The sequence below is a fragment of the Klebsiella sp. BIGb0399 genome (genome assembly GCF_003752615.1).
Lineage (GTDB): Bacteria > Pseudomonadota > Gammaproteobacteria > Enterobacterales > Enterobacteriaceae > Klebsiella > Klebsiella lignicola.
Map to the genome: position 1 here is coordinate 555,933 of NZ_RKHT01000005.1, position 25,812 is coordinate 581,744.

The 25,812-nt window shown below is 59.1% G+C and carries 24 protein-coding genes; 15 read left to right on the forward strand and 9 right to left on the reverse strand.

Features of this window, described 5'->3' with window-relative positions:
• Nucleotides 1–270 precede the first annotated feature (270 nt).
• The 13 genes from paaA (at nucleotide 271) to paaY (ending at nucleotide 11,559) form a co-directional block, all read left to right on the forward strand.
• Nucleotides 271–1,200 carry a 1,2-phenylacetyl-CoA epoxidase subunit PaaA gene (paaA, locus tag EDF82_RS02950; RefSeq protein WP_123754108.1) on the forward strand — a complete coding sequence of 310 codons (930 nt, stop codon included), beginning with the start codon at nucleotides 271–273 and terminating at the stop codon, nucleotides 1,198–1,200.
• 12 nt (nucleotides 1,201–1,212) lie between these two features.
• Nucleotides 1,213–1,500: a 1,2-phenylacetyl-CoA epoxidase subunit PaaB gene (gene paaB, locus EDF82_RS02955; RefSeq protein WP_123754109.1), complete on the forward strand. Its 288-nt coding sequence runs from the start codon at nucleotides 1,213–1,215 to the stop codon at nucleotides 1,498–1,500.
• A 7-nt stretch (nucleotides 1,501–1,507) separates the two neighbouring features.
• Nucleotides 1,508–2,263 carry a 1,2-phenylacetyl-CoA epoxidase subunit PaaC gene (gene paaC, locus EDF82_RS02960; protein WP_123754110.1) on the forward strand — a complete coding sequence of 252 codons (756 nt, stop codon included), beginning with the start codon at nucleotides 1,508–1,510 and terminating at the stop codon, nucleotides 2,261–2,263.
• Nucleotides 2,264–2,275: 12 nt separating this feature from the next.
• Complete coding sequence (gene paaD, locus EDF82_RS02965) at nucleotides 2,276–2,773, forward strand: 1,2-phenylacetyl-CoA epoxidase subunit PaaD (protein ID WP_123754111.1); 498 nt, start codon at nucleotides 2,276–2,278, stop codon at nucleotides 2,771–2,773.
• Nucleotides 2,774–2,780: 7 nt separating this feature from the next.
• A complete protein-coding gene (paaE, locus tag EDF82_RS02970; RefSeq protein WP_123754112.1) occupies nucleotides 2,781–3,851 on the forward strand; it encodes a 1,2-phenylacetyl-CoA epoxidase subunit PaaE in 1,071 nt (356 codons plus the stop codon).
• Nucleotides 3,848–4,615, forward strand: a complete 768-nt coding sequence (gene paaF / locus EDF82_RS02975; protein ID WP_123754113.1) for a 2,3-dehydroadipyl-CoA hydratase PaaF — start codon at nucleotides 3,848–3,850, stop codon at nucleotides 4,613–4,615. Before paaE ends, paaF begins: the two co-directional genes overlap by 4 nt.
• Before the next feature lie 2 nt (nucleotides 4,616–4,617).
• Nucleotides 4,618–5,406, forward strand: a complete 789-nt coding sequence (gene paaG / locus EDF82_RS02980; protein WP_123754114.1) for a 2-(1,2-epoxy-1,2-dihydrophenyl)acetyl-CoA isomerase PaaG — start codon at nucleotides 4,618–4,620, stop codon at nucleotides 5,404–5,406.
• A 3-nt stretch (nucleotides 5,407–5,409) separates the two neighbouring features.
• Entirely contained in the window at nucleotides 5,410–6,849 is a 1,440-nt protein-coding gene (paaH, locus tag EDF82_RS02985; RefSeq protein ID WP_123754115.1) for a 3-hydroxyacyl-CoA dehydrogenase PaaH, read from the forward strand.
• Nucleotides 6,839–7,261: a hydroxyphenylacetyl-CoA thioesterase PaaI gene (gene paaI, locus EDF82_RS02990; protein WP_123754116.1), complete on the forward strand. Its 423-nt coding sequence runs from the start codon at nucleotides 6,839–6,841 to the stop codon at nucleotides 7,259–7,261. The genes paaH and paaI overlap by 11 nt, the downstream gene beginning before the upstream one ends.
• Nucleotides 7,261–8,466: a 3-oxoadipyl-CoA thiolase gene (gene pcaF / locus EDF82_RS02995; protein ID WP_123754117.1), complete on the forward strand. Its 1,206-nt coding sequence runs from the start codon at nucleotides 7,261–7,263 to the stop codon at nucleotides 8,464–8,466. Before paaI ends, pcaF begins: the two co-directional genes overlap by 1 nt.
• Nucleotides 8,467–8,492: 26 nt before the next feature.
• Entirely contained in the window at nucleotides 8,493–9,809 is a 1,317-nt protein-coding gene (paaK, locus tag EDF82_RS03000) for a phenylacetate--CoA ligase PaaK (protein ID WP_123754118.1), read from the forward strand.
• Nucleotides 9,810–10,026: 217 nt separating this feature from the next.
• Nucleotides 10,027–10,953 carry a phenylacetic acid degradation operon negative regulatory protein PaaX gene (gene paaX / locus EDF82_RS03005; RefSeq protein ID WP_174508843.1) on the forward strand — a complete coding sequence of 309 codons (927 nt, stop codon included), beginning with the start codon at nucleotides 10,027–10,029 and terminating at the stop codon, nucleotides 10,951–10,953.
• 9 nt (nucleotides 10,954–10,962) lie between these two features.
• A complete protein-coding gene (paaY, locus tag EDF82_RS03010) occupies nucleotides 10,963–11,559 on the forward strand; it encodes a phenylacetic acid degradation protein PaaY (RefSeq protein ID WP_123754120.1) in 597 nt (198 codons plus the stop codon).
• Between the two features lie 99 nt (nucleotides 11,560–11,658).
• Here the strand turns inward: paaY and nadS are convergent, their stop codons facing one another.
• From nadS to azoR, 3 genes are all read right to left on the reverse strand, one after another.
• On the reverse strand, nucleotides 11,659–11,943 hold the full coding sequence (gene nadS, locus EDF82_RS03015) for a NadS family protein (protein WP_123754121.1): 285 nt from the start codon (nucleotides 11,941–11,943) through the stop codon (nucleotides 11,659–11,661).
• A 1-nt stretch (nucleotide 11,944) separates the two neighbouring features.
• A complete protein-coding gene (locus EDF82_RS03020) occupies nucleotides 11,945–12,277 on the reverse strand; it encodes a type II toxin-antitoxin system RelE/ParE family toxin (RefSeq protein ID WP_123754122.1) in 333 nt (110 codons plus the stop codon).
• A gap of 250 nt (nucleotides 12,278–12,527) precedes the next feature.
• Nucleotides 12,528–13,133 (reverse strand): FMN-dependent NADH-azoreductase, encoded by a 606-nt coding sequence (azoR, locus tag EDF82_RS03025; RefSeq protein WP_123754123.1) that lies wholly within the window; start codon nucleotides 13,131–13,133, stop codon nucleotides 12,528–12,530.
• A gap of 201 nt (nucleotides 13,134–13,334) precedes the next feature.
• Between azoR and hrpA the strand changes: the two genes are divergently transcribed.
• Nucleotides 13,335–17,237: an ATP-dependent RNA helicase HrpA gene (gene hrpA, locus EDF82_RS03030; protein WP_123754124.1), complete on the forward strand. Its 3,903-nt coding sequence runs from the start codon at nucleotides 13,335–13,337 to the stop codon at nucleotides 17,235–17,237.
• 111 nt (nucleotides 17,238–17,348) lie between these two features.
• Here the strand turns inward: hrpA and EDF82_RS03035 are convergent, their stop codons facing one another.
• The 6 genes from EDF82_RS03035 to EDF82_RS03060 all read right to left on the reverse strand — a co-directional run bounded on the left by EDF82_RS03035 (nucleotide 17,349) and on the right by EDF82_RS03060 (nucleotide 24,062).
• Complete coding sequence (locus EDF82_RS03035; protein ID WP_123754125.1) at nucleotides 17,349–18,011, reverse strand: O-methyltransferase; 663 nt, start codon at nucleotides 18,009–18,011, stop codon at nucleotides 17,349–17,351.
• Nucleotides 18,012–18,026: 15 nt separating this feature from the next.
• Nucleotides 18,027–19,406: an efflux transporter outer membrane subunit gene (locus tag EDF82_RS03040; RefSeq protein ID WP_123754126.1), complete on the reverse strand. Its 1,380-nt coding sequence runs from the start codon at nucleotides 19,404–19,406 to the stop codon at nucleotides 18,027–18,029.
• On the reverse strand, nucleotides 19,403–20,488 hold the full coding sequence (locus tag EDF82_RS03045) for an HlyD family secretion protein (RefSeq protein WP_123754127.1): 1,086 nt from the start codon (nucleotides 20,486–20,488) through the stop codon (nucleotides 19,403–19,405). Before EDF82_RS03045 ends, EDF82_RS03040 begins: the two co-directional genes overlap by 4 nt.
• Nucleotides 20,489–20,516: 28 nt before the next feature.
• Nucleotides 20,517–22,169: an MFS transporter gene (locus EDF82_RS03050; RefSeq protein WP_123754128.1), complete on the reverse strand. Its 1,653-nt coding sequence runs from the start codon at nucleotides 22,167–22,169 to the stop codon at nucleotides 20,517–20,519.
• Nucleotides 22,169–22,600, reverse strand: a complete 432-nt coding sequence (locus tag EDF82_RS03055; protein ID WP_123754129.1) for a MarR family winged helix-turn-helix transcriptional regulator — start codon at nucleotides 22,598–22,600, stop codon at nucleotides 22,169–22,171. The genes EDF82_RS03050 and EDF82_RS03055 overlap by 1 nt, the downstream gene beginning before the upstream one ends.
• A 187-nt stretch (nucleotides 22,601–22,787) precedes the next feature.
• The gene (locus EDF82_RS03060; protein ID WP_123754130.1) at nucleotides 22,788–24,062 is read right to left on the reverse strand and encodes a Glu/Leu/Phe/Val dehydrogenase; all 1,275 of its coding nucleotides are present in this window, start codon (nucleotides 24,060–24,062) and stop codon (nucleotides 22,788–22,790) included.
• A gap of 527 nt (nucleotides 24,063–24,589) precedes the next feature.
• On the opposite strand from EDF82_RS03060, the gene EDF82_RS03065 reads away from it, so the two are divergent.
• A complete protein-coding gene (locus EDF82_RS03065) occupies nucleotides 24,590–25,795 on the forward strand; it encodes a bifunctional succinylornithine transaminase/acetylornithine transaminase (protein ID WP_123754131.1) in 1,206 nt (401 codons plus the stop codon).
• Nucleotides 25,796–25,812: the final 17 nt, after the last annotated feature.

Sequence of the window (25,812 nt, forward strand, 5' to 3'; positions counted from 1 at the left end):
TGTTACGTGAAATCTCTATAAATAGTTATTTTATGAATCATAAAACGCAAGCTGATATTTAATAATTTATTAACATTGTGATCGTGGGCGCGAGACGGCGCGGCGCTATGTCGTTGTGTTCTGGCGAGTTTACGCAATATTTTGCGGTAGCTATCACAAAAAGAACAAACAAAATTTGTGGTTTTATTTAACCTGCATGTAACTTTTATAAAACAAAGTGATTCACAAATGATGATTTGTTGAATTTATCGGAATCATAAAGGTGATGACGTGACACAAGAACAACGCTTTGACCAGCGCATCGCGCAGGATACGGCCATCGAACCGCAGGACTGGATGCCGGAGGCCTACCGTAAAACGCTGATCCGCCAGATTGGCCAGCACGCGCACTCTGAAATTGTCGGCATGCTGCCAGAAGGCAACTGGATTACCCGTGCGCCAACGCTGCGCCGCAAGGCCATTCTACTGGCCAAGGTGCAGGACGAGGCCGGGCATGGCCTGTATCTCTACAGCGCGGCGGAAACCCTCGGCTGCGCCCGGGAAGATCTGTATCAGAAAATGCTGGATGGCCAGATGAAGTACTCCTCGATCTTTAACTACCCGACCCTGAGCTGGGCCGATATCGGGGTGATCGGCTGGCTGGTCGACGGCGCGGCGATCGTCAATCAGGTAGCGCTGTGCCGCACCTCCTACGGCCCCTACGCCCGGGCGATGGTCAAAATCTGCAAAGAAGAGAGCTTCCATCAGCGCCAGGGTTTTGAAGCCTGTATGGCGTTGGCCGAGGGCAGCGAGGCGCAACGCCAGATGCTGCAGGATGCCATCAACCGTTTCTGGTGGCCGGCGCTGATGATGTTTGGCCCGAGCGACGATAACTCGCCGAACAGCGCCCGCAGCATGGCGTGGAAAATCAAACTGCACTCCAACGACGAACTGCGTCAGCGCTTTGTCGATAACACCGTACCGCAGGTCGCGATCCTCGGCATGACCGTGCCGGACGCCGATTTACAGCTTGATGAGGCCACCGGGCACTACCGCTTTGGCGCTATCAACTGGCAGGAACTCAATGAAGTGATTAACGGGCGCGGCATCTGCAACCACGAACGTCTGGCCGCCAAGCGTAAAGCCTGGGAAGAGGGGGCATGGGTGCGCGAAGCCGCGCTGGCGCATGCCCAAAAACAACACTCCCGCGATGCGGCATAAAGGAGAAGCATGATGAGCAACGTTTATTGGCCGTTATATGAAGTATTTGTCCGCAGCAAACAGGGGTTATCCCACCGTCACGTGGGTAGCCTGCATGCCGCCGACGATCGGATGGCGCTGGAAAACGCCCGCGACGTGTACACCCGTCGCAGCGAAGGCTGCTCGCTGTGGGTGGTGAAAGCCAGCCAGATCATCGCCTCCCAGCCGGATGAGAGCGGCGAGTTTTTTGACCCGGCGGAGAGCAAAGTCTACCGCCATCCTACTTTCTACAACGTGCCGGACGGCATGGAACATATGTGAGGCAACGATGAATAACCTGAATCCCGTTGCAACTTATGCCCTGCGTCTCGGCGATAACGGCCTGGTGCTGGCCCAGCGCTTAGGCGCCTGGTGCGGCCATGCGCCGGAGCTGGAAATCGACCTGGCGCTGGCCAATATCGGCCTCGACCTGCTTGGCCAGTCCCGCAATTTCCTCAGCTACGCGGCAGAGCTGGCGGGCAGCGGTGACGAAGACACCCTGGCCTTCGGTCGCGATGAACGGCAGTACCGCAATCTGCTGCTGGTGGAGCAACCCAACGGTAACTTCGCCGACACCATTGCCCGCCAGTGCTTTATCGATGCCTGGCACGTGGCGCTGTTCAGCCGTCTGACGGCGAGCCGCGATGCGCAACTGGCCGCCATTGCCGCCAAAGGGCTGAAAGAGGTGCGCTATCACCTGCGCTTTAGCCGCGGCTGGCTGGAGCGTCTGGGCAACGGCACGGCGGTATCGGCGCAGAAAATGCAGCAGGCGGTGGATGACCTGTGGCGCTTTACCGGCGAACTGTTCCATGCCGATGACTTAGAGCTGGCGCTGGTTGAACAAGGCATTGCCGTTGACCCGCGCGACCTGCAGGAAGAGTGGCAAAGCACGATCCACACCGCGCTGCTCGAAGCCGGGCTGCAGATCCCGCAGGAAGCCGCGTTTCGTCACGGCGGCAAACAGGGGTTGCACAGCGAACATCTCGGGCCGCTGCTGGCAGAAATGCAGTATCTGCAGCGCGCGTATCCCGGTCAGCAGTGGTAACTGGAGGTGACTATGCAACGTCTTGCCGATATTGCTCCCGCCGAGGTCCATGCGATTTGGGCGTTGCTCAGTGAGATCCCCGACCCGGAAGTACCGGTGCTGACCATTACCGATCTCGGCATGGTGCGCAACGTCACGCCGCAGGGGGAAGGTTGGGTTATCGGCTTTACGCCGACCTACTCAGGCTGCCCGGCGACCGAGCATCTGCTGGGGGAGATCCGCGCGGCGATGACCCGCCACGGCTACACCCCGGTGCATATCGTCCTGCAACTGGATCCGCCGTGGACCACCGACTGGATGAATCAGGACGCTCGCGAGCGTCTGCGCCAGTACGGCATCAGCCCGCCGCAGGGACACGCCTGCCATGCCGGGCTGCCGGGCGAGGTGGTTTGCCCCCGTTGCGGCAGCGTCCACACCACGCCGATCAGTGAATTCGGTTCAACGGCCTGCAAAGCGCTCTACCGCTGCGACAGCTGCCGTGAACCCTTTGATTACTTTAAATGTATTTGAGGTTGCCATGACGACGTTTCATTCGCTTACCGTGGCGAAAGTGGAGCCGGAAACCCGCGATGCGGTGACCATTACCTTCGCGATCCCCGACGCGCTGCAGGCCGCGTATGCCTTCCGACCGGGCCAGCATCTGACGGTCAAAACCCGCCTCGGCGGGGAAGAGCTCAGACGTTGCTACTCCATCTGCCGCAGCCGCTCGCCGGCGGAAATCAGCGTGGCGGTCAAAGCCATCGACGGCGGACGATTCTCCCGGTATGCGCAGCGCGATATCTGCCAGGGGATGGCGCTGGAGGTGATGGTGCCGCAGGGACACTTCGGCTACCAGCCGCAGGCCGGGCGCGAAGCCGACTACCTGGCGATTGCCGCCGGTTCCGGGATTACGCCGATGATGGCGATTATTGCCGCTACCCTCGCCACCGAAGCGCACAGCCGCTTCACTCTGATCTACGGCAACCGCAGCAGTAGCAGCATGATGTTTCGCCAGGCGCTGGCGGACCTGAAAGACCGTTATCCGCAGCGGCTGCAGGTGGTGCATCTGTTCAGCCAGGAGTCGATGGACAGCGACCTGCTGCAGGGGCGAATCGACGGCGACAAGCTGCACGCGCTCTCGGCAAAACTGCTCGACTTCAGCCGCTTCGACGAGGCGTTTATCTGCGGTCCGGCGGTGATGATGGACGAGGCGGAAGCCGCGCTGCGCGCGCTGGGAATGGCGGATGGCCACATCCACCTCGAACGCTTTAACACGCCGGGGAGCAGCGTTAAGCGTGCTACCGGCGTGCAGGCCGAAGGCCGCACGGTGACGATTCGTCAGGACGGCCGCGACCGGTTGATTTCCCTCGGGGCGGATGATGACAGCATTCTCGATGCGGCGCTGCGCCAGGGGGCGGATTTACCCTTCGCCTGCAAAGGCGGCGTCTGCGCTACCTGCAAATGCAAAGTGCTGCGCGGTGAAGTGGCGATGGCGGCGAACTACAGCCTTGAAGCCGACGAACTGGCGGCCGGGTATGTCCTGAGCTGCCAGGCGCTGCCGACCAGCGGCGATGTGGTGGTCGATTTTGACGCGAGGGGAATGGCATGAGCGATCTGCTGATAGCCCGCCACAAGCAGGTGTTGCACCTGACCCTTAACCGTCCGCAGGCGCGTAATGCCCTGAATAATGCGCTGCTTACCCAGATTGCCGATGCGCTGGACGCGGCGGCCGTTGATCCGCAGATCAACGCCTGCGTAATCAGCGGCAACACGCGTTTCTTTGCTGCGGGCGCCGATCTTAACGAAATGGCGGAGAAAGATCTCCCCGCCACGCTGGACGATATTCGCCCTCGTCTGTGGGCGCGCATCGACGCTTTCCCGAAACCGCTGATTGCCGCCGTTAACGGCTATGCCCTCGGCGCGGGCTGCGAACTGGCGCTGCTGTGCGATGTGGTAGTGGCGGGAGATAACGCCCGTTTCGGCCTGCCGGAAATCACCCTCGGGCTGATGCCGGGAGCCGGTGGCACCCAGCGGCTGATCCGCAGCGTCGGCAAAGCGCTGGCTAACCGCATGGTGCTGAGCGGCGAAAGTATCGATGCCCAACGGGCGCAGCAGGCCGGTCTGGTGAGCGACATCACGCCGGCGCAGTTAACCGACGAATACGCCCTGACGCTGGCAGCGACAATGGCGAAGCATGCGCCGCTGGCGCTGCGTGCCGCCAAACAGGCGCTGCGTCAGGCTCAGGAAGTGAGCCTTCAGGCCGGACTTCAGCAGGAGCGCCAGCTGTTTACGCTGCTGAGCGCCACTGACGACCGCCGCGAAGGGATCGCCGCCTTCTTACAAAAACGAACCCCGGAATTTAAAGGACGCTAATCGTGGACGCATTTATTCTCAGCGAAGTTGAACAGGGTGTGATGACGATTACCCTTAACCGCCCGGATCGTCTGAATAGTTTTAACGACCTGATGCATCAGCAACTGGCGGCCTGTCTGACTCAGGCCGAGCGCGACGACGCCGTGCGCTGCCTGTTGATTACCGGCGCCGGACGCGGTTTTTGCGCCGGTCAGGATCTCAATGACCGCAACGTCGACCCCAGCGGGCCGGCGCCGGATCTCGGTCTCTCCGTTGAGCGTTTCTATAACCCGCTGGTGCGCCGTCTGGCGGCGCTGCCGAAGCCGGTGATTGCCGCCGTGAACGGGGTTGCGGCCGGGGCCGGGGCGACGCTGGCGCTGGGTTGCGATCTGGTGCTCGCCGCCCGCTCGGCCAACTTTGTGATGGCCTTCAGCAAACTGGGGCTGGTGCCCGACTGCGGCGGTAGCTGGTTCCTGCCGCGGGTGGCCGGGCGCGCACGGGCAATGGGGCTGGCGCTGCTGGGCGAAAAGCTCAGCGCCGAACAGGCCGAGCAATGGGGGATGATCTGGCAGCTGGTGGAGGACGCCGAACTGGCGGACACCAGCCGTCAGCTGGCGCGCCATCTGGCGACGCAGCCCACCTTTGGCCTCGGGCTTATCAAGAAAGCGCTGCTGGCATCGGAAACGCAAGGTCTTGATGCACAGCTGGATCTTGAACGCGATTATCAGCGCCTGGCGGGACGCAGCGACGATTACCGCGAAGGGGTTAGCGCCTTCCTCGCTAAACGTCCACCACAGTTCAGCGGGAAATAAATTATGGGAAACGCACAGCACACCGTCGCCGTGATTGGCGGCGGCACGATGGGGGCAGGTATTGCGGAAGTGGCCGCCGCCGCCGGGCATCAGGTTCTGCTCTACGATATCGCCGCCGAAGCGCTGACCCGCGCCGTTGACGGTATTCGCCAGCGCCTGGCATCCCGGGTGGCACGCGGCAAGCTGGCGGCGGATCAGGCAGAGGCGTTGACCGCGCGGATTGTACCGGTGACGTCCTTAACGGCGTTGTCTGACGCCTGGCTGGTGATCGAAGCCGCGTCGGAACGCCCGGACGTCAAAAAAGCGCTGTTCAGCCAGCTGGCGGAGATCTGCTCCCCGTCGACGCTGCTAACCAGCAACACTTCGTCGATCTCAATTACCGCCATTGCCGCCGATGTGAAACATCCTGAGCGCGTGGCCGGACTGCATTTCTTTAACCCGGCACCGGTGATGAAACTGGTGGAAGTGGTCAGCGGGCTGGCCACCTCGCCGGAAGTGGTTGAACAACTGTGCCAGTGCGTCAGCGCCTGGGGCAAACAGCCGGTACGCTGCCGATCAACGCCGGGCTTTATCGTCAACCGGGTGGCGCGTCCGTTCTACGCCGAGGCGTGGCGGGCGCTGGAAGAGCAGGTGGCGAGCGCCACGGTCATTGACGCGGCGCTGCGCGACGGCGGCGGTTTTCCGATGGGGCCGCTGGCCCTGACTGACCTGATTGGTCAGGACGTCAACTTTGCCGTGACCTGCTCGGTGTTTAACGCATTCTGGCAGGATCGGCGCTATCTGCCGTCACTGCTTCAGCAGGAGCTGGCGCTGGCCGGACGGCTGGGTAAAAAGAGCGGGCAGGGCGTTTTTCGCTGGCCCGTTGAACCCCAGTCAGACGTGGCGCTGGCCGCCGTACCCGCCGCATCCGGGGCGCAGGCAATACGCACTAAAGGTGACGGTGTCACTGGTGAAGTGCGAATTGAGCTTGACGACCTGCGGCTGGTGGAAACCACCGGTGCGACCGCTCAGGCCCTGAGCGTGCAGCATGGCTGCCCGGTGGTGGTGTACGACTACTGTGCCGGCGAGACGGTGGTGCTGGCCGCGGCGGCCACCAACCCGTCATCGGCTACCGACAAAGCGGTGCGCTATTTCCAGCAGCAGGGCAAGAGCGTGCTGCAGATTGCCGACTATCCCGGCCTGCTGGTCTGGCGCACCGTCGCCATGCTGGTCAATGAAGCGCTGGACGCGGTACAGAAAGGAGTCGCCAGTGCGGCAGATATCGATACCGCAATGCGCCTCGGGGTCAACTACCCGCATGGCCCGCTGGCGTGGGGTCAGACACTAGGCTGGCCGCGCGTACTGCGCCTGCTGGAGAACCTGCAACAGCATTATGGCGAAGAGCGTTATCGCCCTTGTTCCTTGCTGCGCCAGAAGGCGCTGGAGAGTGCTCATGAGCAATGAGGCCTGGCGCAATGCGCGCGCGATGTACGAACACGACAGCTGTGCCAGAACCCTTGGCATCGAGATTATAGAGATGGATGACGGCTACGCGCAGATGAGCATGACCGTCTCGCCAGCGATGCTCAACGGGCATCAGACCTGCCACGGCGGGCAGCTGTTCTCGCTGGCCGATACCGCCTTCGCCTACGCCTGCAACAGCCAGGGGCTGGCGGCGGTCGCGTCAGCGGCCAGCATCGATTTCCTGCGCCCGGCCTTCGCCGGCGACCGTCTGGTCGCTACCGCAAGGGTCAAGCAGCAGGGGAAACTGACCGGCGTCTACGACATTGAAATCGTTAACCAACAACAAAAGATTGTGGCCCTGTTTCGCGGCAAATCGCACCGCATCGGCGGCACAATCACGGGAGAAGTCTGATGCGTGACGCCTTTATCTGTGATGGGATTCGTACCCCGATTGGCCGCTACGGCGGGGCGCTCGCCAGCGTGCGCGCCGACGACTTAGCCGCCATCCCGCTGCGTGAGTTGCTGAGCCGTAACCCGGGGCTGGATCCGTCGTGCATCGATGACGTGATTTTCGGCTGTGCTAACCAGGCCGGGGAAGATAACCGCAATGTCGCGCATATGGCGACCTTGCTGGCGGGATACCCGACGTCGGTCTCCGGGACCACCATCAACCGGCTGTGCGGCTCCGGCCTTGATGCGATTGGCTTTGCCGCACGGGCCATCAAAGCCGGCGATGCCGACCTGATGGTCGCCGGCGGAGTCGAGTCGATGTCGCGGGCGCCGTTTGTGATGGGCAAAGCCAGCACGCCGTTCCAGCGTCAGGCTGAACTGTTTGATACCACCATTGGCTGGCGTTTTGTGAACCCACTCATGCAGCAACAATTTGGCACTGACAGCATGCCGGAAACAGCAGAGAATGTAGCTGAATTGTTAAATATAAGCCGGGCCGATCAGGATGCCTTTGCCCTGCGCAGCCAGCAGCTGACGGCGAAAGCGCAGCGGGCGGGGATCCTGGCGCAGGAGATCGTCCCGGTGCAGATTATCGGCAAGAAGGGAATGGTGAGCGCGGTGCGCGACGACGAGCACCCGCGCGCGGAGACCACCCTGGAGCAACTGTCGCAGCTCAAGACGCCTTTCCGTAAAGGCGGGGTGGTGACCGCCGGTAACGCCTCCGGGGTGAACGACGGCGCGGCGGCGCTGATCATCGCCAGCCAGCAGCAGGCCGAGGCCCAGGGGTTAACCCCGCGGGCGCGCATTGTGGCGATGGCGACCGCAGGCGTTGAGCCGAAGTACATGGGTCTTGGGCCGGTACCTGCGGTACGTAAAGTGCTGGAGCGCGCGGGTCTGAACATCAACGATATGGACGTCATCGAACTGAACGAAGCTTTTGCGGCCCAGGCGTTGGGCGTGCTCAGGCAACTGGGCGTGGCGGATGATGCCCCGCATGTTAACCCCAACGGTGGCGCCATCGCCTTAGGCCATCCGTTGGGCATGAGCGGTGCGCGGCTGGCGCTGAGCGCCACTCTGGAGTTGCAGCGTCGCAACGGGCGCTATGCGCTGTGTACGATGTGTATTGGCGTGGGTCAGGGCATTGCCATGATCCTCGAGCGAGTGTGAGCTAATTTACCTGCGAGTACCCTAAAATGATAACTACTACAAAATTAGATCCGATTGAAACTGCTTCTCGTGACGAATTACAGGCTCTGCAGACCCAGCGTCTGAAGTGGACGCTGAAACACGCCTATGAAAATGTGCCAATGTACCGCCGTAAATTTGATGCGGCGGGCGTGCATCCCGACGATTTTCATGAACTGAGCGACCTGAGCAAGTTCCCGTGCACCACCAAACAGGATCTGCGCGATAACTATCCGTTTGATACCTTTGCGGTGCCGATGGAGCAGATTGTGCGCATCCACGCCTCCTCGGGTACCACCGGTAAACCGACGGTGGTGGGCTACACGCAAAATGACATCGACACCTGGGCCAATATTGTTGCCCGTTCCCTGCGTGCCGCAGGCGGGACGGCAAAAGATAAAATTCATGTTGCCTACGGCTACGGCCTGTTCACCGGCGGCCTCGGGGCGCACTACGGCGCGGAACGTCTGGGGGCGACGGTGATCCCGATGTCCGGCGGCCAGACAGAGAAACAGGCCCAGCTGATCCGTGATTTTAAGCCAGATATGATCATGGTGACGCCGTCTTACTGCCTCAATCTGATTGAAGAACTCGAGCGCCAGATGGGCGGCGACGCCAGCGGCTGCTCCCTGCGGGTGGGCGTGTTCGGCGCCGAGCCGTGGACGCTGGCAATGCGGGCGGAGATCGAGCGTCGTCTGGGGATCTCCGCGCTGGATATCTACGGCCTGTCGGAAGTGATGGGGCCGGGAGTGGCGATGGAGTGTCTGGAAACCGCCGATGGCCCGACTATCTGGGAAGATCATTTCTTCCCGGAAGTGGTGAACCCGGACGACGGCACGCCGCTGGCGGACGGGCAACACGGCGAGCTGCTGTTTACCACTCTGACCAAAGAGGCGCTGCCGGTGATCCGCTACCGCACCCGCGACCTGACCCGTCTGCTGCCGGGGACCGCGCGCACCATGCGCCGGATGGATCGCATCAGCGGTCGCAGCGACGATATGCTGATTATCCGCGGGGTCAACGTCTTCCCGTCGCAGCTGGAAGAAGAGATCCTCAAAGTGGAGCATCTGTCGCCGCATTACCAGCTGGAGGTCAATCGTCGTGGTCATCTTGATTCGCTTTCGGTGCGCGTTGAGCTAAAAGAGAGCAGCTTATCGCTGAGCCACGAGCAGCGCTGCCAGATCTGCCATCATCTGCGTCATCGTATTAAGTCGATGGTGGGGATCTCGACCGACATCAGCATCGTCAACTGCGGCAGCATTCCGCGCTCAGAAGGCAAAGCCTGCCGCGTATTCGATCTGCGTAAGGTTGCCGCCAACGGTTAATGTTTTACCCCGGCTTGCCGCGTTGTTCCCGGTGGCGCTTCGCTGACCGGGCTACGGATTCACGGTAGCCCGGACAGGTGCGGAGCACCGCCTCCGGGGAAGGTGGAATATTTACAGCCGCCAGCAGGTCGGTAGCCCGGACAGGTGCGCAGCACCGCCTCCGGGATTTCCTGTGCTATGATTCGAAAAGGACAAAAACAACAACAGAATGAATCAGATGAGTAAACTCGACACCTTTATTCAACAGGCGGTGACGGCGATGCCGATTAGCGGAACCTCGCTGATTGCCTCGCTGTACGGGGATTCGCTGCTGCAACGCGGGGGCGAAGTGTGGCTGGGAAGCCTGGCGACGTTGCTGGAGGGGCTGGGTTTTGGCGAACGCTTTGTGCGTACCGCATTGTTTCGCCTGAACAAAGAGGAGTGGCTGGACGTGGTGCGCATCGGCCGCCGTAGCTTCTACCGGCTGAGCGACAAAGGACTGCGCCTGACGCGCCGGGCGGAGCATAAAATTTATCGCGCCAGCGCCCCGGAATGGGACGGCACCTGGCTGTTGTTGCTGTCGGAAGGGCTGGAGAAAACCCAGCTGGCGGAAGTTAAAAAACAGCTGCTGTGGCAAGGTTTTGGCGCACTGGCGCCGAGCCTGCTGGCGTCACCATCGCAAAAAATGGCCGATGTACAGTCGCTGTTGCACGAAGCCGGCGTGGCGGAGAATGTGATCTGCTTTGAGGCCCATTCACCGCTGGCGCTCTCCCAGGCGGCGCTGCGCGCCCGGGTCGAAGAGTGCTGGCACTTAACTGAACAAAACGCGATGTATGAGACCTTTATTGCGCTGTTCCGTCCGCTGTTGCCGCTGCTGCGTGAAGCCGATGCCGAAGAGCTGACGCCGGCGCGCTGTTTCCAGATCCAACTGTTGCTCATTCATTTCTATCGCCGGGTGGTGCTGAAAGATCCGCTGCTGCCGGAAGAGCTGCTGCCTGCCCACTGGGCCGGGCAAACCGCCCGTCAGCTGTGTATCAATATTTATCAGCGGGTCGCGCCGGGAGCGCTGACCTTCGTCGGCGAAAAAGGCGAAAGCTCGGTGGGGGAACTGCCCGCGCCGGGACCGCTCTATTTTCAGCGTTTTGGCGGTTTGCCAGGCGCCTAAGGAGGCTCAATGCCGATTTATCAGATTGACGGTATGACCCCTGTCGTACCGGATGAGAGCTATGTCCATCCCACGGCGGTTCTGATTGGCGATGTGATCCTCGGTAAAGGGGTTTACATCGGTCCGAATGCCAGCCTGCGCGGTGATTTTGGCCGTATCGTGGTGAAAGATGGCGCCAACATTCAGGATAACTGCGTGATGCACGGCTTCCCCGGTCAGGATACGATCGTCGAAGAGGACGGGCATATCGGTCACGGGGCGATTCTTCACGGCTGCGTGATTGGCCGCAACGCGCTGGTCGGTATGAGCGCGGTGATTATCGACGGGGCGACGATCGGCGAAAACAGCATTGTCGGCGCGTCGGCGTTTGTCAAAGCCCGCGCGGAAATGCCGGCGAACCATCTGATAGTCGGCAGCCCGGCCAAAGCCATTCGTACCCTGAGCGAGCAGGAAATCGCGTGGAAAAAGCAGGGAACCCGGGAGTATCAGGTGCTGGTGGAACGCTGCCAGCAGACAATGCATCAGGTGGAGCCGTTAAAACAGGCGGAGCCAGACCGCAAGCGGCTGGAATTTGACGATAACCTGCGGCCAAAATCGCAGAGTTAATGCACTAAGCCCGTCTCGTCATATCGCCCTGTAGCCCGGCTAAGCAACGCGCCAGCCGGGATTTCTGCACCTCACCGGGCAATCTGCATCTGCTGGGGCTTAATGCTCCGCCAGTTCGCGAAAGAATGCCGGGTTAGCCTGAATAACCGCCAGCACTTTTGCCGCCAGGCCTGTCGGGTTACGACGTCGGGATTCCCAGCTTTTGATAGTATCCACGCTGGTTCCCAGCGCTTTTGCCATTTCCGCCTGCGAAACATTGAGCTGCGCTCGAATGGCTTTCACGTCAGCAATCTCATAGCGAGTCACGCGGGCCGGGGCTGTATCGCCATTTTTGATATCAACGGCTTCTTTAAGAGACGTTTGAAGCTCATCAAAAAAACTCATATCACACCTCATTTTTCAGTCGTTTTGCTAGTTTTTTGAGCTGTGCTTTTTCAGCATTGGTCAGGTCATCTTTGGTGCTTTTCGGGTAAGCCAACACCAGATAGATAATCTCAGCGGTTGCGAGGAAATAAATAACCCTCGTGCTGCCACTTTTCCCCTGAGAGCCTGTCGCCATCCTGATTTTCCGTAGACCACCTGTATTCTGGATAATATCCCCGGCATCCGGATTACCAATAAGTTCTTTCTGCAGCGCTCGAAGCTCATCGTCAGTAGCAAGCTGTTTTATCTGTCGGGTAAACAGTGGCGTTTCGATAAATTCAATCGCATGGCACACGGGTAACCTCCTGTTAAGGTACCATGTACACCTCGATGTGTACATAGTACCTGTTCCTGATGTTCAGCCATCGCAACGTTGGCTGCCAGCTGTCTGATATCTTCCTGAAACACGGGGGTCAGACGAGAGAGGCTAGCGTATAAGCAGGGAGAAAAAGGTGTTGGATTGGGTGCTGATTTTAGAAGACGGCGCGCAAACTGATGGTGAGAGGGGATAAAAAAAACTCCCACCGGGCGGTGGGAGCGAAGTCTTATGCGGCAACGACGCTGTCGATTGCTGCTTTGGCGTCGGACTGGGCTTTCGCTGCCACGTCCGGACCGTACGCGATGCCTTCTGCGAAGACAAAGTTCACGTCGGTGATACCGATGAAGCCGAGGAAGGTAGACAGATACGGGGTCACCAGATCGGTCGGGGTATCTTTATGGATGCCGCCGCGGCTGGTCAGAACCACTGCACGTTTACCAGTCACCAGACCTTCCGGCCCTTTTTCGGTGTAGCGGAAGGTCACGCCAGCGCGCGCCACCAGGTCAAAGTAGTTTTTCAGCTGCGTCGGGATGTTGAAGTTGTACATCGGGGCGGCAATGACGAACACGTCATTTGCCTGCAGTTCAGCAATCAGCTCGTCAGACAGCGTCAGCGCTTCCTGCTGACGCGGGGTCAGCGGGGTGTCGCTCGGACGCAGCGCGCCAACCAGTTCGCCATCCAGTACCGGGATTGGGTTCGCTGCCAGGTCACGCACGGTGATAACGTCATCAGCGTGCTGTTCACGCCATTGTTCAACAAAATAGTCGGACAGCTGACCGGATTGCGAGTAGCCTGCCAGAATACTGGATTTCAGAACGAGTACTTTGCTCATGGGTGTTTCCTTATATGAGATTGACGGGTCAATGCCCTGGTGCTTGCTGACACTTTATTCACAATCATGCCACAGAGAAAGCGCAATAAATCGAACCCTGTATTCAGTTTTTTTGAACAAGGCATGGGAATTACAGATGTGGTAATATACAGCAATACATCAAAAGAGATTTTGCCCGGCAGTGCACTGCCCGATAACGCTATGACAGAACAACAAAAGTTCACCTTCTCTCAGCTATTCCAGCAGCTTGATGGCCTGATGCTGCGTGACAGATCACGCTTCTCCCGTCGCCTGCACGGCGTGAAAAAGGTTAAAAATCCTGAATCCCAACAGGCCATTCTTCAGGAGATGGCGCAAGAGATTGAACAAGCCGCAGGGAGAGTCCTGCTGCGCGAAGCGTCGCGTCCGGCGATTACCTACCCGGAAAACCTGCCGGTCAGCCAGAAAAAACAGGAGATCCTGCAGGCGGTTCGCGACCATCAGGTGGTGATCGTCGCCGGGGAGACCGGTTCCGGTAAAACCACCCAGTTGCCGAAAATCTGCATGGAGCTGGGGCGCGGGGTAAAAGGGCTGATTGGCCATACCCAGCCGCGTCGTCTGGCGGCGCGTACCGTCGCCAACCGTATTGCCGAAGAGCTGCAAAGCGAGCCGGGCGGCTGCATCGGCTATAAAGTCCGCTTTAGCGATCACGTCAGCGACAACACGATGGTGAAGCTGATGACCGACGGTATTCTGCTGGCGGAAATCCAGCAGGACCGGATGCTGATGCAGTACGACACCATCATTATCGATGAAGCGCACGAACGCAGCCTCAATATCGACTTCCTGCTCGGCTACCTGCGAGAGCTGCTGCCGCGTCGCCCGGATCTGAAAGTGATCATCACCTCGGCGACCATCGACCCGGAACGCTTCTCGCGCCACTTTAACAATGCGCCGATTATCGAAGTCTCCGGGCGGACCTATCCGGTGGAAGTGCGCTACCGGCCGATTGTCGAAGAGGCGGACGATACCGACCGCGACCAGCTGCAGGCGATTTTTGACGCGGTGGATGAGCTGGGTCGTGAAAGCCCGGGCGATATTCTGATCTTTATGAGCGGCGAGCGCGAAATTCGCGACACCGCCGACGCGCTCAATAAGCTCAATCTGCGTCATACCGAAGTGCTGCCGCTGTATGCGCGGCTGTCGAACAGCGAGCAAAACCGCGTCTTCCAGTCCCATAGTGGGCGGCGCATCGTGCTGGCGACCAACGTCGCCGAAACCTCGCTGACCGTGCCGGGCATCAAGTACGTTATCGACCCCGGTACCGCGCGTATCAGCCGCTACAGCTTCCGTACCAAAGTCCAGCGCCTGCCGATTGAGCCGGTGTCTCAGGCCTCCGCCAACCAGCGTAAAGGCCGCTGCGGCCGCGTGTCGGAAGGGATCTGTATTCGTCTCTATTCCGAAGATGATTTCCTGTCACGGCCGGAATTCACCGACCCGGAAATTCTGCGCACCAACCTGGCGTCGGTCATTTTGCAGATGACCGCCCTAGGGCTGGGCGACATCGCCGCGTTTCCGTTTGTCGAAGCGCCGGACAAGCGCAATATTCAGGACGGCGTGCGGCTGCTGGAAGAACTCGGTGCCATCACTACCGATGAACAGCAAACCGCCTACAAGCTGACGCCGATGGGCCGCCAGCTGAGCCAGCTCCCGGTGGATCCGCGTCTGGCAAGAATGGTGCTGGAAGCGCAAAAACAGGGTTGCGTGCGCGAAGCGATGATTATCACCTCGGCGCTGTCGATTCAGGACCCGCGTGAACGTCCGATGGACAAACAGCAGGCTTCCGACGAGAAACACCGCCGCTTCCACGATAAAGAGTCGGACTTCCTGGCATTTGTGAACCTGTGGAACTACCTCGGCGAGCAGCAAAAAACGCTGTCTTCGAACCAGTTCCGCCGCCAGTGCCGCACCGATTTCCTCAACTATTTGCGGGTACGCGAGTGGCAGGACATCTACACCCAGCTGCGTCAGGTGGTGAAAGAACTCGGGCTGCCGATTAACAGTGAACCGGCGGAGTATCGCGAGATCCATACCGCGCTGCTGACCGGGCTGCTGTCGCATATCGGTATGAAAGATACCGACAAGCAGGAGTTTACCGGGGCGCGCAATGCACGTTTCTCGATCTTCCCGGGTTCCGGTTTATTCAAGAAACCGCCGAAGTGGACGATGGTCGCCGAGCTGGTGGAAACCAGCCGTCTGTGGGGACGCATTGCCGCACGTATCGACCCGGAATGGGTCGAGCCGGTGGCGCAGCATCTGATCAAACGTTCCTACAGTGAGCCGCACTGGGAGCGGGCGCAGGGCGCGGTCATGGCTACGGAGAAAGTGACGGTTTATGGCTTGCCAATCGTCGCCGCCCGTAAAGTGAACTACAGCCAGATTGACCCGGCGCTGTGCCGCGAGCTGTTCATCCGCCACGCGCTGGTGGAAGGTGACTGGCAGACCCGGCATGCCTTCTTCCGCGACAACCTCAAGCTGCGCACGGAAATCGAAGAGCTGGAGCACAAATCGCGCCGCCGCGACATTCTCGTCGATGACGACACGATGTTTGAGTTCTACGACCAGCGCATCAGCCATGAGGTGATCTCGGCGCGCCACTTCGATAAGTGGTGGAAACAGGCCAGCCGCGAGACCCCGGACCTGCTCAACTTTGAAAAGAGTATGTTGATCAAAGAGGGCGCGGAGCAGGTCAGCAAGCTGGACTACCCGAACTTCTGGCATCAGGGCAACCTGAAGCTGCGGTTGAGCTATCAGTTTGAACCGGGCGCCGACGCCGATGGGGTGACGGTGCATATTCCGCTGCCGCTGCTGAACCAGGTGGAAGAAGCCGGGTTCGAGTGGCAGATCCCGGGCCTGCGCCGGGAGCTGATCATCGCGCTGATTAAGTCGCTGCCGAAGCCGGTGCGCCGCAACTTTGTGCCGGCGCCGAACTACGCCGAGGCATTTTTAGGCCGCGTGACGCCGCTGGAGCTGCCGTTGCTGGATTCGCTGGAGCGCGAGCTGCGGCGGATGAGCGGCGTAACCATCGACCGCGAGGCCTGGCACTGGGATCAGGTGCCCGATCACCTGAAAATCACCTTCCGGGTGGTGGACGACAAGAATAAGAAGCTGGCCGAAGGCAGTTCGCTGGCGGAGTTAAAAGCCTCGCTGAAAGGCAAGGTGCAGGAGACGCTGTCGGCGGTTGCCGATGACGGTATCGAGCAGAGCGGGCTGCATATCTGGAGCTTCGGGCAACTGCCGGAAAGCTATGAGCAGAAACGCGGCAACTATAAGGTGAAGGCCTGGCCGGCGCTGGTGGATGAACGTGACAGTGTCGCGATCAAGCTGTTTGATAATCCGCTGGAGCAGCAGCAGGCGATGTGGCAGGGGCTGCGACGACTGCTGCTGTTGAATATTCCTTCTCCGATCAAGTACCTGCACGAGAAGCTGCCGAACAAAGCCAAGCTGGGGCTCTACTTTAACCCTTACGGTAAAGTGTTGGATCTGATTGATGACTGTATCTCCTGCGGCGTGGATAAGCTTATCGACGAAGCGGGCGGCCCGGTGTGGAGCGAAGAAGAATTCGCGAAACTGCACGACAAAGTGCGCGCCGAGCTGAACGACACGGTGGTGGAGATTGCCAAACAGGTCGAGCAGATCCTGACCGCGGTGTTCAACATCAATAAACGCCTGAAAGGGCGCGTGGATATGAGCATGGCGCTGGGGCTGTCGGATGTTAAAGCGCAGATGAGCGGGCTGGTGTATCGCGGCTTCGTCACCGGCAACGGTTTCCGCCGGCTCGCTGATACCCTGCGTTATCTCCAGGCTATTGAAAAACGGCTGGAGAAAATGGCGATTGATCCGCACCGCGACCGGGCGCAGATGCTGAAAGTGGAGAGTGTCCAGCAGGCCTGGCAGCAGTGGCTGAATAAGCTGCCGCCGGGGCGTCGTGGCGATGAGGATGTGCAGGAGATCCGCTGGATGATCGAGGAGCTGCGCGTCAGCTTCTTCGCCCAGCAGCTCGGTACGCCGTATCCGATTTCCGATAAGCGGGTGCTGCAGGCGATGGAGCAGATTGTCGCGTAAGCGATGCCCGAAACCTGCGCACTTCCCCCGGTGGAGCTGCGCTGACCGGGCTACGGGTGCTGCATTGGCCTGTAGCCCGGACAGGTGCGAAGCACCGCCTCCGGGGCAAGGTTACCGAGCGTTCACCCACGCCAGGGTGAAGCCGTCCCAGCCTTTGCTGCCAACGGTTTGCAGCGCCGTGACCGTCAGGCGCGGGTCGCTGGCCATCATCTCGATAAAACGCCGTACCCCCTGCACGCGATCGTCGTCGCTGTGGGGGTTCACCACCTCACCATCACGCACCACGTTATCGCCGATAATCAGCGTTCCCGGCCGGGAATAGCGCAGGGCCCAGCGCAGATAATCGGGGTTACTGGGTTTATCCGCATCGATAAAAATCACATCGAACGCAGGACAGTCGCCGAGGGATTCCAGGGTTTGCAGCGCCGGACCTTCCCGCAGCGTGACCCGGTCGGCCACGCCTGCCAGGCGGAGGTTTTCCCGCGCCACCGCGGCATGATGTGGATCGGCCTCCAGCGTCAGCAAAGTGCCATCTTCAGGCAGCTCGCGGGCCATCCAGATGGTGCTGTAACCGCCGAGCGTGCCAATTTCCAGGACCCGGCGGGCACGTACCATACGGATCAACAGCGCCAGAAATTGACCCTGGTTGGCGGCAACGTCGAACGCGGGCAGTCCGGCGCGTTGGTTGTTTTCCAGCACCTGAGCGAGCACCGGGTCGTCAGGAATTAACGCATTAACAAGATAGCTATCTACAGCAGACCATTTTTGTTGCATAAACGATTTCCTGCGTTACGTCCCTGATGAGTCAGACCAGCCACCTCCCAGTGCCCGGTACAAATCCACCTGCGTCAACAGCAGGTTGTTCTTCACCTGCACAACGCTAATCTGCGTGGCGAACAGCGTCCGCTGGGCATCCAGTACGTCAAGATATGAGGAGTAGCCGTTGCGGTAGCGGTTCTGCGCAATACGTAGCGTTTCCTGCGCAACCTCCTGCTGGCTGAGTAATTCGGTTAACTGCTCGCCATAGCGGGTGATGGCATCAAGGCTGTCATTTACTTCCCGAAATGCACCGCGCACCGTTTTCTCATAACCGTACAGCGCCTGGTTGCGCTGCGCCATCGACACATCAACCTGAGCATTCAGCGCCTGTCGGTTGAGCAGCGGGGCGAGAATACTGCCGCCGACGCTCCAGAGCCGGAGCGGGTTATCGAGCAGGTCTGGCAACGTCCGGTCCTGCAGGCTCCCGGTGGCGGTCAAATTGAGCGACGGCAGCAACTGCGCCTGTGATGAGGCGAGCGTCGCATCGGCGGCAATCAGTTGCCGCTGGGCCTGGACGATATCCGGTCGACGGTTCAGTAGCGTAGACGGCAGCTGCGATGGCAGGACGAGGGGTGTCAGTTGGGCGAACGCTTGCCGCTTAATGTTGCCGGGGTTACTACCGATCAGCACGCTCAGGGCATTCTCCTGTTGCGCAATCTGATGCTGTAGCGGCGGGATCTGCGAGCGTGTCGAACGCAGTTCCGAGTCGGCCTGCATTAATTCCAGCCGCGACGTATAGCCGGTCTCAAACTGGCGTTTGGCCAGCTTGTAGGCATCTTCACGCGATTTCAGCGTCTGCTGCGTCACCTGCAGCTGATCGTCCAGCGATAGCAGGGTCAGATATCCCACGGCCACCGAGGTGGCGACGGTGAGATCGGCGGCCGCAGCGGCGGCTTTTTGCGCCTCCAGGCTCGCCTGTGCGGCGCTGGCGGCGCTGCGGTTAGCTCCCCAGAGATCCACATCATAGCTGGCGGTTAATCCACCTTTATAGACCGTACTGTGTATGGGCAGGCCGGTTGCCGCAGACTGCGCCCGCGCGCGAGTGCCGGTCAGTCCGGCATCCAGCGACGGAAACAGCGTGCTGTCGGCGGCATAGGCCCGGGCCTGATACTCGTTGACCCGTTCGCGGGCGATCAGGACATCGCTGTTGTAGCGCAGCGCCTGATCAACATAGTGGTTAAGTTGGCTGTCGTGAAAGTTGCGCCACCATACACCTTCAACCGTACTGGCTGGCCCGATATCAGCGCGCCAGGCGGCCGGGATCTGTAATGACGGCTCGGCACGCTGAACGTCCGCTGATTGACAGCCGAGCAGAGCGAGCGTCAGCGCGAGGGTAAGCGGGCGAATCATGGCTGCGCTCCCTCACGAGTATCAATAGTGACCTGCACCGACATCCCAGGACGCAGCCGGGTGCTGTTCTTCTGCCCCTCATTCACGGCGATACGCACCGGAATTCGCTGTGCGATTTTGACGAAGTTACCGGTGGCGTTATCCGGGGAAATCGCGCTGAACTCAACCCCGGTCGCCGGGGAGATGCTCTGGACGGTGCCGTTGAACGTTTCGCCGTTTAGCGCATCAACGCTAAAGGTCGCGGCCTGGCCGATACGAATTTGCGCCAGTTGAGTCTCTTTCATATTCGCAATCACCCAGTGCTGCGGCGGCACCAGCGAGGTTAAGTGGGTGCCGGAACTGACGTAGGCACCGAGGCGTACTGAAATCTGTCCGAGCTGGCCGGCGGTGGGCGCGACGATCCGGGTGTTGTTCAGGTCGATCTCCGCCAGCTCCAGCGCGGCATGAGCGCTGGCAACATCGGCCTCCAGCGCATCGCGGTTAACGATAGTCGATTGCCGATCCTGGCGTGACATCTCCAGCGTCGCCTTTGCCTGTTCGATATCGGCGGTACCCTGCGCCGCGCTGGCCCTGGCGGAATCGCGTTCGCGAATGGATAACGATCCGTCGGCGGTCAAATCCTGAACGCGCTTTAAGTCCGCCTGGTTTTTCTGGTTCTGCGCACGGGCATTTTGCAGCGCGGCTTCATTGCGCTGAATGACCGCCTCGGCACTTTTGCGTTGCTGAAGGTTGTTGTTTAACGCCGCCTCTTTCATCGCCAGCGTCGCCTGCGCCTGATGAACGCGCTGTTTGTAGATCCGATCATCAATCTGGAACAGTACCTGTCCCGGCTTAACGTAATCAAAATCCTGCACGTTCACAGCCGTCACATAGCCACTGACCTGAGGGCTGATAAAGGTAGTTTGCCCGCGAACATAGGCGTTATCGGTAAACTGACTGTGCCGGGTAAACGGCGGCAGCTGCCAGGCGTATAAAATCACAAGTACGCCGATGAGGCCGATGGCGGCGGCGGTAAAAATGGATACTACGCGGATATTGTTGCGGGTGTTGGCCTGTTGCCTGGCCGCATCCTGCTGACTCATAACGACTCCAGAGTAAAAATTATCAGTGTTATTTGCTTCCCGTTGCGCGTTTCAGCGCGATATGGGCGGTAATACGCAGTCTTATCAACCGCCAGAACACCCAAATAAGCGTTCCGGCGGAAATCGCCGCGGTCAGAAGATAGGTATCATTGTAGGCAAGAATATTAGCCTGCAGCGTCGAGGCATTTTGCAGCAGCGTGCTGGCCTGTACGCTCAACAAGGTGCTGTCGCCAATCTGGTTTTGATACAGTTGGCTATATTGCTGCAGGCGCTCGGTAATCAACGGATTCAGCGTGGTCAACTGGTCGGCCAACTGGCTGGAGTGAAATTTCTCCCGCCAGGTCTGGAAGGTCCCGAGTATTGCCGAACCGAGCAGTCCGCCGATGTTCTGGCTCATGCCAAACAGCACCGAAAAACTCACCAGGTTACGCGGGTCGGCAATGACGCCGCCGATCCCCGCCAGCATCGCCGGGGCAAGGAAAAAGGCGCTGCCGAAGCCGAGCAAGAACTGGCTGAACATCAGCTGCTCCGGACGGGTCAGAATAGTGGACTGGCTGTCGAGCAGCGAGGCGACCATGATAAACGCCAGCGCGGTGGCGATAGGCCAGTAGAGCCGCTGCGGATTCAGGGTCAGGCAGCTGGCAACAATCCCACTGAGAATACCGGCGAAAATCGACCACGCGAGGGTGTTCATCTGCTCGTTTTGCAGGCCTGCATACTGTAGCCAACCGATAACCCCGGTGTTTTGCTCCGCAAGCACGATACGGATCAACAGCATAATCAGTCCCAGGCGCAGGATACTGCCGCTGGAAAGCCAGTGTGTGTTAAGCAGCGGGTTGCTTCGGTTGTGCTCAAAGACGATAGCCGAAACAATAAGCACCACCGCGCCGGCTAACGACCAGCCAATCCACGGGGCTTCAAACCACCAGTCAAGACGCCCCAGCGAGAGGACGGCGCAGACCAGTGCCATGCCGGGTGCCAGCAGCATAAAGGTGATGAAATCCTTTTTCTCAAACACTTTTTGGCGATCGCTGGGCGGCAGCTTCAGGGCGATCACGCAGGCAAGCGAGATCAGTGCCAGCCCCAGCTCAAAAAAGTAGAGCCCGCGCCATTCATCGATCTGTAGCAGCTCGGTGGAGAACAGGCGAGCAATAGGGATGGCCAGTGACGATCCGGTAATGCCAATGGTCAGCGCTTTAAGACGATGGCGGGCGGGCCAGGCCTGAACCTGATAGTAGATACCCAACGAGCTAAGCGCCGCTGCCACCATGCCGTGGGCGGCCCGGACCATGATAGCCGAGCTGAGATCGTTAACGAAAAGGTGGAAAAAGGTCACCAGGACATACAGCACCAGGAAGCCTTCAGTAAAGGCGCGCAGGCCGAACTGCTGGCGAAATTTCACCAGCAGCAGGTTGATCGATACGTTAGTCATAACGTAAACGGCTGGCAGCCAGGCTATCTCCGTCGACCAGGCGGCGAAAGTACCCTGCAGGTTTTGCAGGTTAGCGGTGACCACCGCATTACCCAGTGCGCCGGTCAGGCAGACCAGCAGCCCGACAATACCGTAGGCAACACGTTTTGGGGGGCTGTGAATGGGCGTTGACGGCGAACCGAGCAGGGCGGGTTTTTCGTGCGCTGCCCACTCGTGAGGCACATAGGGGTTACTCTTGCGACGTGGCATTACTTTTTCTCCACCTCGCGCAGCAGTTTTTCCAGCACCCGCTGGGTTTGCTCGCGCTCCTCGGCAGTGAGGGTGCTGAGGATCTCTTCGCGCAACGCGTCCGCAACGGCTTTGACCTGGAGATAGACCTCAAGTCCTTTTTCCGTGGCGACCAGCAGACGCTTGCGTTTATCGCGCTCGGTGATGACGCGCTCGACCAGCCCCTGTTCGACAAGGCGATTGACCAGCGGGACCACGGTGGCGCTTTCTACGCCAAGCTCCTGGGCAAGCTCAATTTGCGAGAGCGGATCTGCGTTGCGGGCAATGGCCGCAACTGCGACCCAGCTCGCCTGGCTCATACCGAGGTCTTTTAAGCGACGATTGACCGCCAGCCGCCAGTGGTGGGCCGTGAGATACAGGAGATGGGAAAAGGTAAGCTGCCGGTTATCCATAGTGTCTTGACATCAGGTAATTATAAAATAGTTAGAGCTCTAATGATTCTATTCCTGATAGAAAGAGAAATTCAAGGGAGAGGCTAAAAAATGGTTAACGCTGCGTGTGCTTAGCAAGAGGAATACGCAACCACTGCGGGCAAAAAAAAGCCCGGGCCATGGCCCGGGCATTGATCAACGGAAGAACTTAACCCGGATAGATACCGCGATCTTTACGCGCCATCAGGATGCGTTCACAGGCCACGATATAGGCCGCCGTGCGCAGAGAACACTCTTTCTCAGACGCTTTTTCGCACACGTGGATGGTCGCATCGGTCATGATACGGTCCATTTTGGCGTTGATCTCTTCTTCGCTCCAGAAGAAGCTCGCCATGTCCTGCACCCACTCGAAGTAGCTGACGGTCACGCCGCCGGCGTTACAGATAACGTCCGGCACCACGACCACGCCGCGCTCGGCCAGCACATCATCCGCTTCCGGATAGGTCGGGCCGTTTGCCCCTTCCAGCACCAGCTTACAGGTCAGCTTCTCGGCACGTTCGCGCGTGATCTGGCCTTCCAGGGCGGCAGGGATCAGAATATCCATCTGGGTGGTCCAGAAATCATCTTTATCGATTTCACGGGCGCCCGGGAATCCGGCAATCTGTTTCTTCTCGGCCTGCCATGCGGTCAGGGCCGCCATATCAATGCCGCCTTCGTTATACAGAGTGGCGGTATGGTCCTGGATCACAACGATGCGAGCGCCGACGCCAGCAAACAGACGGGCTGCTTCGCTACCGACGTTACCGAAGCCCTGCAGGGCCACTTTCGCGCCTTCGATTTCAATCCCGAAACGACCAGCCACTTCACGACCGCTAATAAAGACGCCGCGACCGGTGGCTTTTTCACGACCCAGCGAACCGCCGAGGTGAATCGGCTTGCCGGTGACCACGCCGGTAATAGTGGTGCCATGATTCATGGAGTAGGTGTCCATCATCCACGCCATCACTTTACCGTTGGTGCCGACGTCCGGCGCCGGGATATCTTTCTGCGGCCCGATAATCAAACCGATCTCACTGGTATAACGGCGGGTCAGGCGTTCCAGTTCGCCTTCGGACAGGCTGAACGGGTCAACGCGCACGCCGCCCTTGGCTCCGCCATACGGAATATTGACTGCGGCACACTTGATGGTCATCCAGGCAGAAAGTGCCATCACTTCATTCAGGTCTACATCTGGATGGTAGCGAACACCACCTTTACCCGGTCCACGCGATAGATTGTGCTGTACGCGATAACCTTCGAAATGGCGGATGGAGCCATCATCCATCTGCACCGGGATATCGACGATCAGCGCGCGTTTCGGGTGGCGTAGGGTTTCAACCCAGTAGGCGAGATCGCCCAGGTAAGGTGCGACGCGGTCGATTTGGCGCAGGTAGGTTGTCCATGGAGATGTAGTACTTTCAGATGCGTAAGATAACTTTTCCATAAGAGTCCTGTTCTTAATGTTTTTTGTTTCGTGTAAAACCGTGGAATACATACAGCAGTAAACTCTGTGCAATGAATCTTATCACCAATTTTATAAACCGGTATTTGACCGCCGTTGCGAATTTTACATTTTTGTTAGAATTTTGGTTTTTTGATTGCATAAATAAGCACGGCAAAGTACCGCCATATCGTGCATCGATATGCATATTTTATGCAGTTAAGTGAATAGGCAAATAATTTTTCCATATTTATCATTATCTTGATAGCTATCAAAAAGTGAATAAAATGCAGGTGGGTGTATTGACTTTATTGTGTGTCCCGGTCCAGCATGAGAACACGCAACACACAAGGTATTAACTGTGAATTAACAAATACCCACAAATATAAAAAGGCTTTATTTGATTGCGGTGAATTTACATTCATCGTAACGGGCGCGCTCGTCATCAAATCAGGGCCGGGGAATTGTTAATGTCGACCACCCCTGACTGGTCAATAAATTCAGGCCAGTCATCGTTCCGGAGAATTGTTATGTCAGGCTGTATGACTCGTGAAGATTTTAATGCGTATATGGTGCCCTGTTTTGCCCCGGCTCCTTTTATTCCGGTGAAGGCGGCGGGTTCAACCGTTTGGGATCAGCAGGGGAAAGACTATATCGATTTGGCGGGCGGGATTGCCGTCAATTCACTCGGTCATGCTAACCCGGCGCTGGTGGCGGCGCTAAAGTCGCAGCTCGATAACCTGTGGCACATCGGTAACGGCTACACCAACGAGCCGGTACTGCAGCTGGCCAAAACGCTGGTGGAATCTACCTTTGCCGACAAAGTGTTCTTCTGCAACTCCGGTGCGGAAGCCAACGAAGCGGCGCTGAAGCTGGCGCGTAAATACGCCCACGATAAATGTGGTCCCGATAAAAGCGAAATCATCGCCTTCCAGAATGCCTTCCACGGCCGCACCCTGTTTACCGTGACGGTCGGCGGTCAGCCAAAATACTCCTGTGATTACGCGCCGCTGCCGCAGGACATTACCCATCTGCCGTATAACGACATTGCCGCCGTGAAAGCCGCGATCTCGGACCGCACCTGCGCGGTGATCGTCGAGCCGATTATCGGGGAAGGCGGCGTGAGACCGGCTGACCCGGCATTCCTGCAGGTGCTGCGCGAGCTGTGCGACCAGCACGACGTCACGCTGATTTTTGATGAGGTACAGACCGGTGCCGGACGTACCGGGTCGCTCTATGCCTACCAGCACTACAATGTGATCCCGGATATTCTCACCAGCGCGAAAGGGCTTGGTGGCGGCTTCCCGATTGGCGCGATGCTGACTAAAGAGGCGTGGGCGCAGGTTTTCCAGCCGGGCACTCACGGCACCACCTTTGGCGGTAACCCGCTGGCGGCAACGGTCGCCAACGGCGTGCTGGCGCAGATGGATAGCGAACTGCTGGCCGGGGTCAACGTTCGTCACGATCTCATCGTCGAAAAACTGAATGCCCTGAACGCGCGTTACGATCTCTTCAGCGCGGTGCGCGGAATGGGGCTGTTGATTGGCGCCGAGCTTGCCAGCCACCTGCGCGGTCAGGCCAAAACGCTGACTAACCTCGCGGCGGAAGAGGGGCTGATTGCGCTGATCGCCGGGCCGGACGTGCTGCGCTTTGCACCGGCGCTCAATATTCCGCTGGCGGATATTGAGGAGGCTTTTGTGCGCCTTGAGCGCGCCGTCGCCCGCCTGACAGCCTGATCCGGGAGACGGTTTAT

What these genes read in the sequence shown, in the direction of transcription:
- paaB (WP_123754109.1), top strand. Translation starts at nt 1,213, where the DNA reads ATGAGCAACGTTTATTGGCCGTTATATGAAGTATTTGTCCGCAGCAAA.
- paaC (WP_123754110.1), top strand. Translation starts at nt 1,508, where the DNA reads ATGAATAACCTGAATCCCGTTGCAACTTATGCCCTGCGTCTCGGCGAT.
- paaD (WP_123754111.1), top strand. Translation starts at nt 2,276, where the DNA reads ATGCAACGTCTTGCCGATATTGCTCCCGCCGAGGTCCATGCGATTTGG.
- paaE (WP_123754112.1), top strand. Translation starts at nt 2,781, where the DNA reads ATGACGACGTTTCATTCGCTTACCGTGGCGAAAGTGGAGCCGGAAACC.
- paaF (WP_123754113.1), top strand. Translation starts at nt 3,848, where the DNA reads ATGAGCGATCTGCTGATAGCCCGCCACAAGCAGGTGTTGCACCTGACC.
- paaH (WP_123754115.1), top strand. Translation starts at nt 5,410, where the DNA reads ATGGGAAACGCACAGCACACCGTCGCCGTGATTGGCGGCGGCACGATG.
- paaI (WP_123754116.1), top strand. Translation starts at nt 6,839, where the DNA reads ATGAGCAATGAGGCCTGGCGCAATGCGCGCGCGATGTACGAACACGAC.
- pcaF (WP_123754117.1), top strand. Translation starts at nt 7,261, where the DNA reads ATGCGTGACGCCTTTATCTGTGATGGGATTCGTACCCCGATTGGCCGC.
- paaK (WP_123754118.1), top strand. Translation starts at nt 8,493, where the DNA reads ATGATAACTACTACAAAATTAGATCCGATTGAAACTGCTTCTCGTGAC.
- paaX (WP_174508843.1), top strand. Translation starts at nt 10,027, where the DNA reads ATGAGTAAACTCGACACCTTTATTCAACAGGCGGTGACGGCGATGCCG.
- paaY (WP_123754120.1), top strand. Translation starts at nt 10,963, where the DNA reads ATGCCGATTTATCAGATTGACGGTATGACCCCTGTCGTACCGGATGAG.
- nadS (WP_123754121.1), bottom strand. Translation starts at nt 11,943, where the DNA reads ATGAGTTTTTTTGATGAGCTTCAAACGTCTCTTAAAGAAGCCGTTGAT.
- azoR (WP_123754123.1), bottom strand. Translation starts at nt 13,133, where the DNA reads ATGAGCAAAGTACTCGTTCTGAAATCCAGTATTCTGGCAGGCTACTCG.
- hrpA (WP_123754124.1), top strand. Translation starts at nt 13,335, where the DNA reads ATGACAGAACAACAAAAGTTCACCTTCTCTCAGCTATTCCAGCAGCTT.
- EDF82_RS03035 (WP_123754125.1), bottom strand. Translation starts at nt 18,011, where the DNA reads ATGCAACAAAAATGGTCTGCTGTAGATAGCTATCTTGTTAATGCGTTA.
- EDF82_RS03040 (WP_123754126.1), bottom strand. Translation starts at nt 19,406, where the DNA reads ATGATTCGCCCGCTTACCCTCGCGCTGACGCTCGCTCTGCTCGGCTGT.
- EDF82_RS03045 (WP_123754127.1), bottom strand. Translation starts at nt 20,488, where the DNA reads ATGAGTCAGCAGGATGCGGCCAGGCAACAGGCCAACACCCGCAACAAT.
- EDF82_RS03050 (WP_123754128.1), bottom strand. Translation starts at nt 22,169, where the DNA reads ATGCCACGTCGCAAGAGTAACCCCTATGTGCCTCACGAGTGGGCAGCG.
- EDF82_RS03055 (WP_123754129.1), bottom strand. Translation starts at nt 22,600, where the DNA reads ATGGATAACCGGCAGCTTACCTTTTCCCATCTCCTGTATCTCACGGCC.
- EDF82_RS03060 (WP_123754130.1), bottom strand. Translation starts at nt 24,062, where the DNA reads ATGGAAAAGTTATCTTACGCATCTGAAAGTACTACATCTCCATGGACA.
- EDF82_RS03065 (WP_123754131.1), top strand. Translation starts at nt 24,590, where the DNA reads ATGTCAGGCTGTATGACTCGTGAAGATTTTAATGCGTATATGGTGCCC.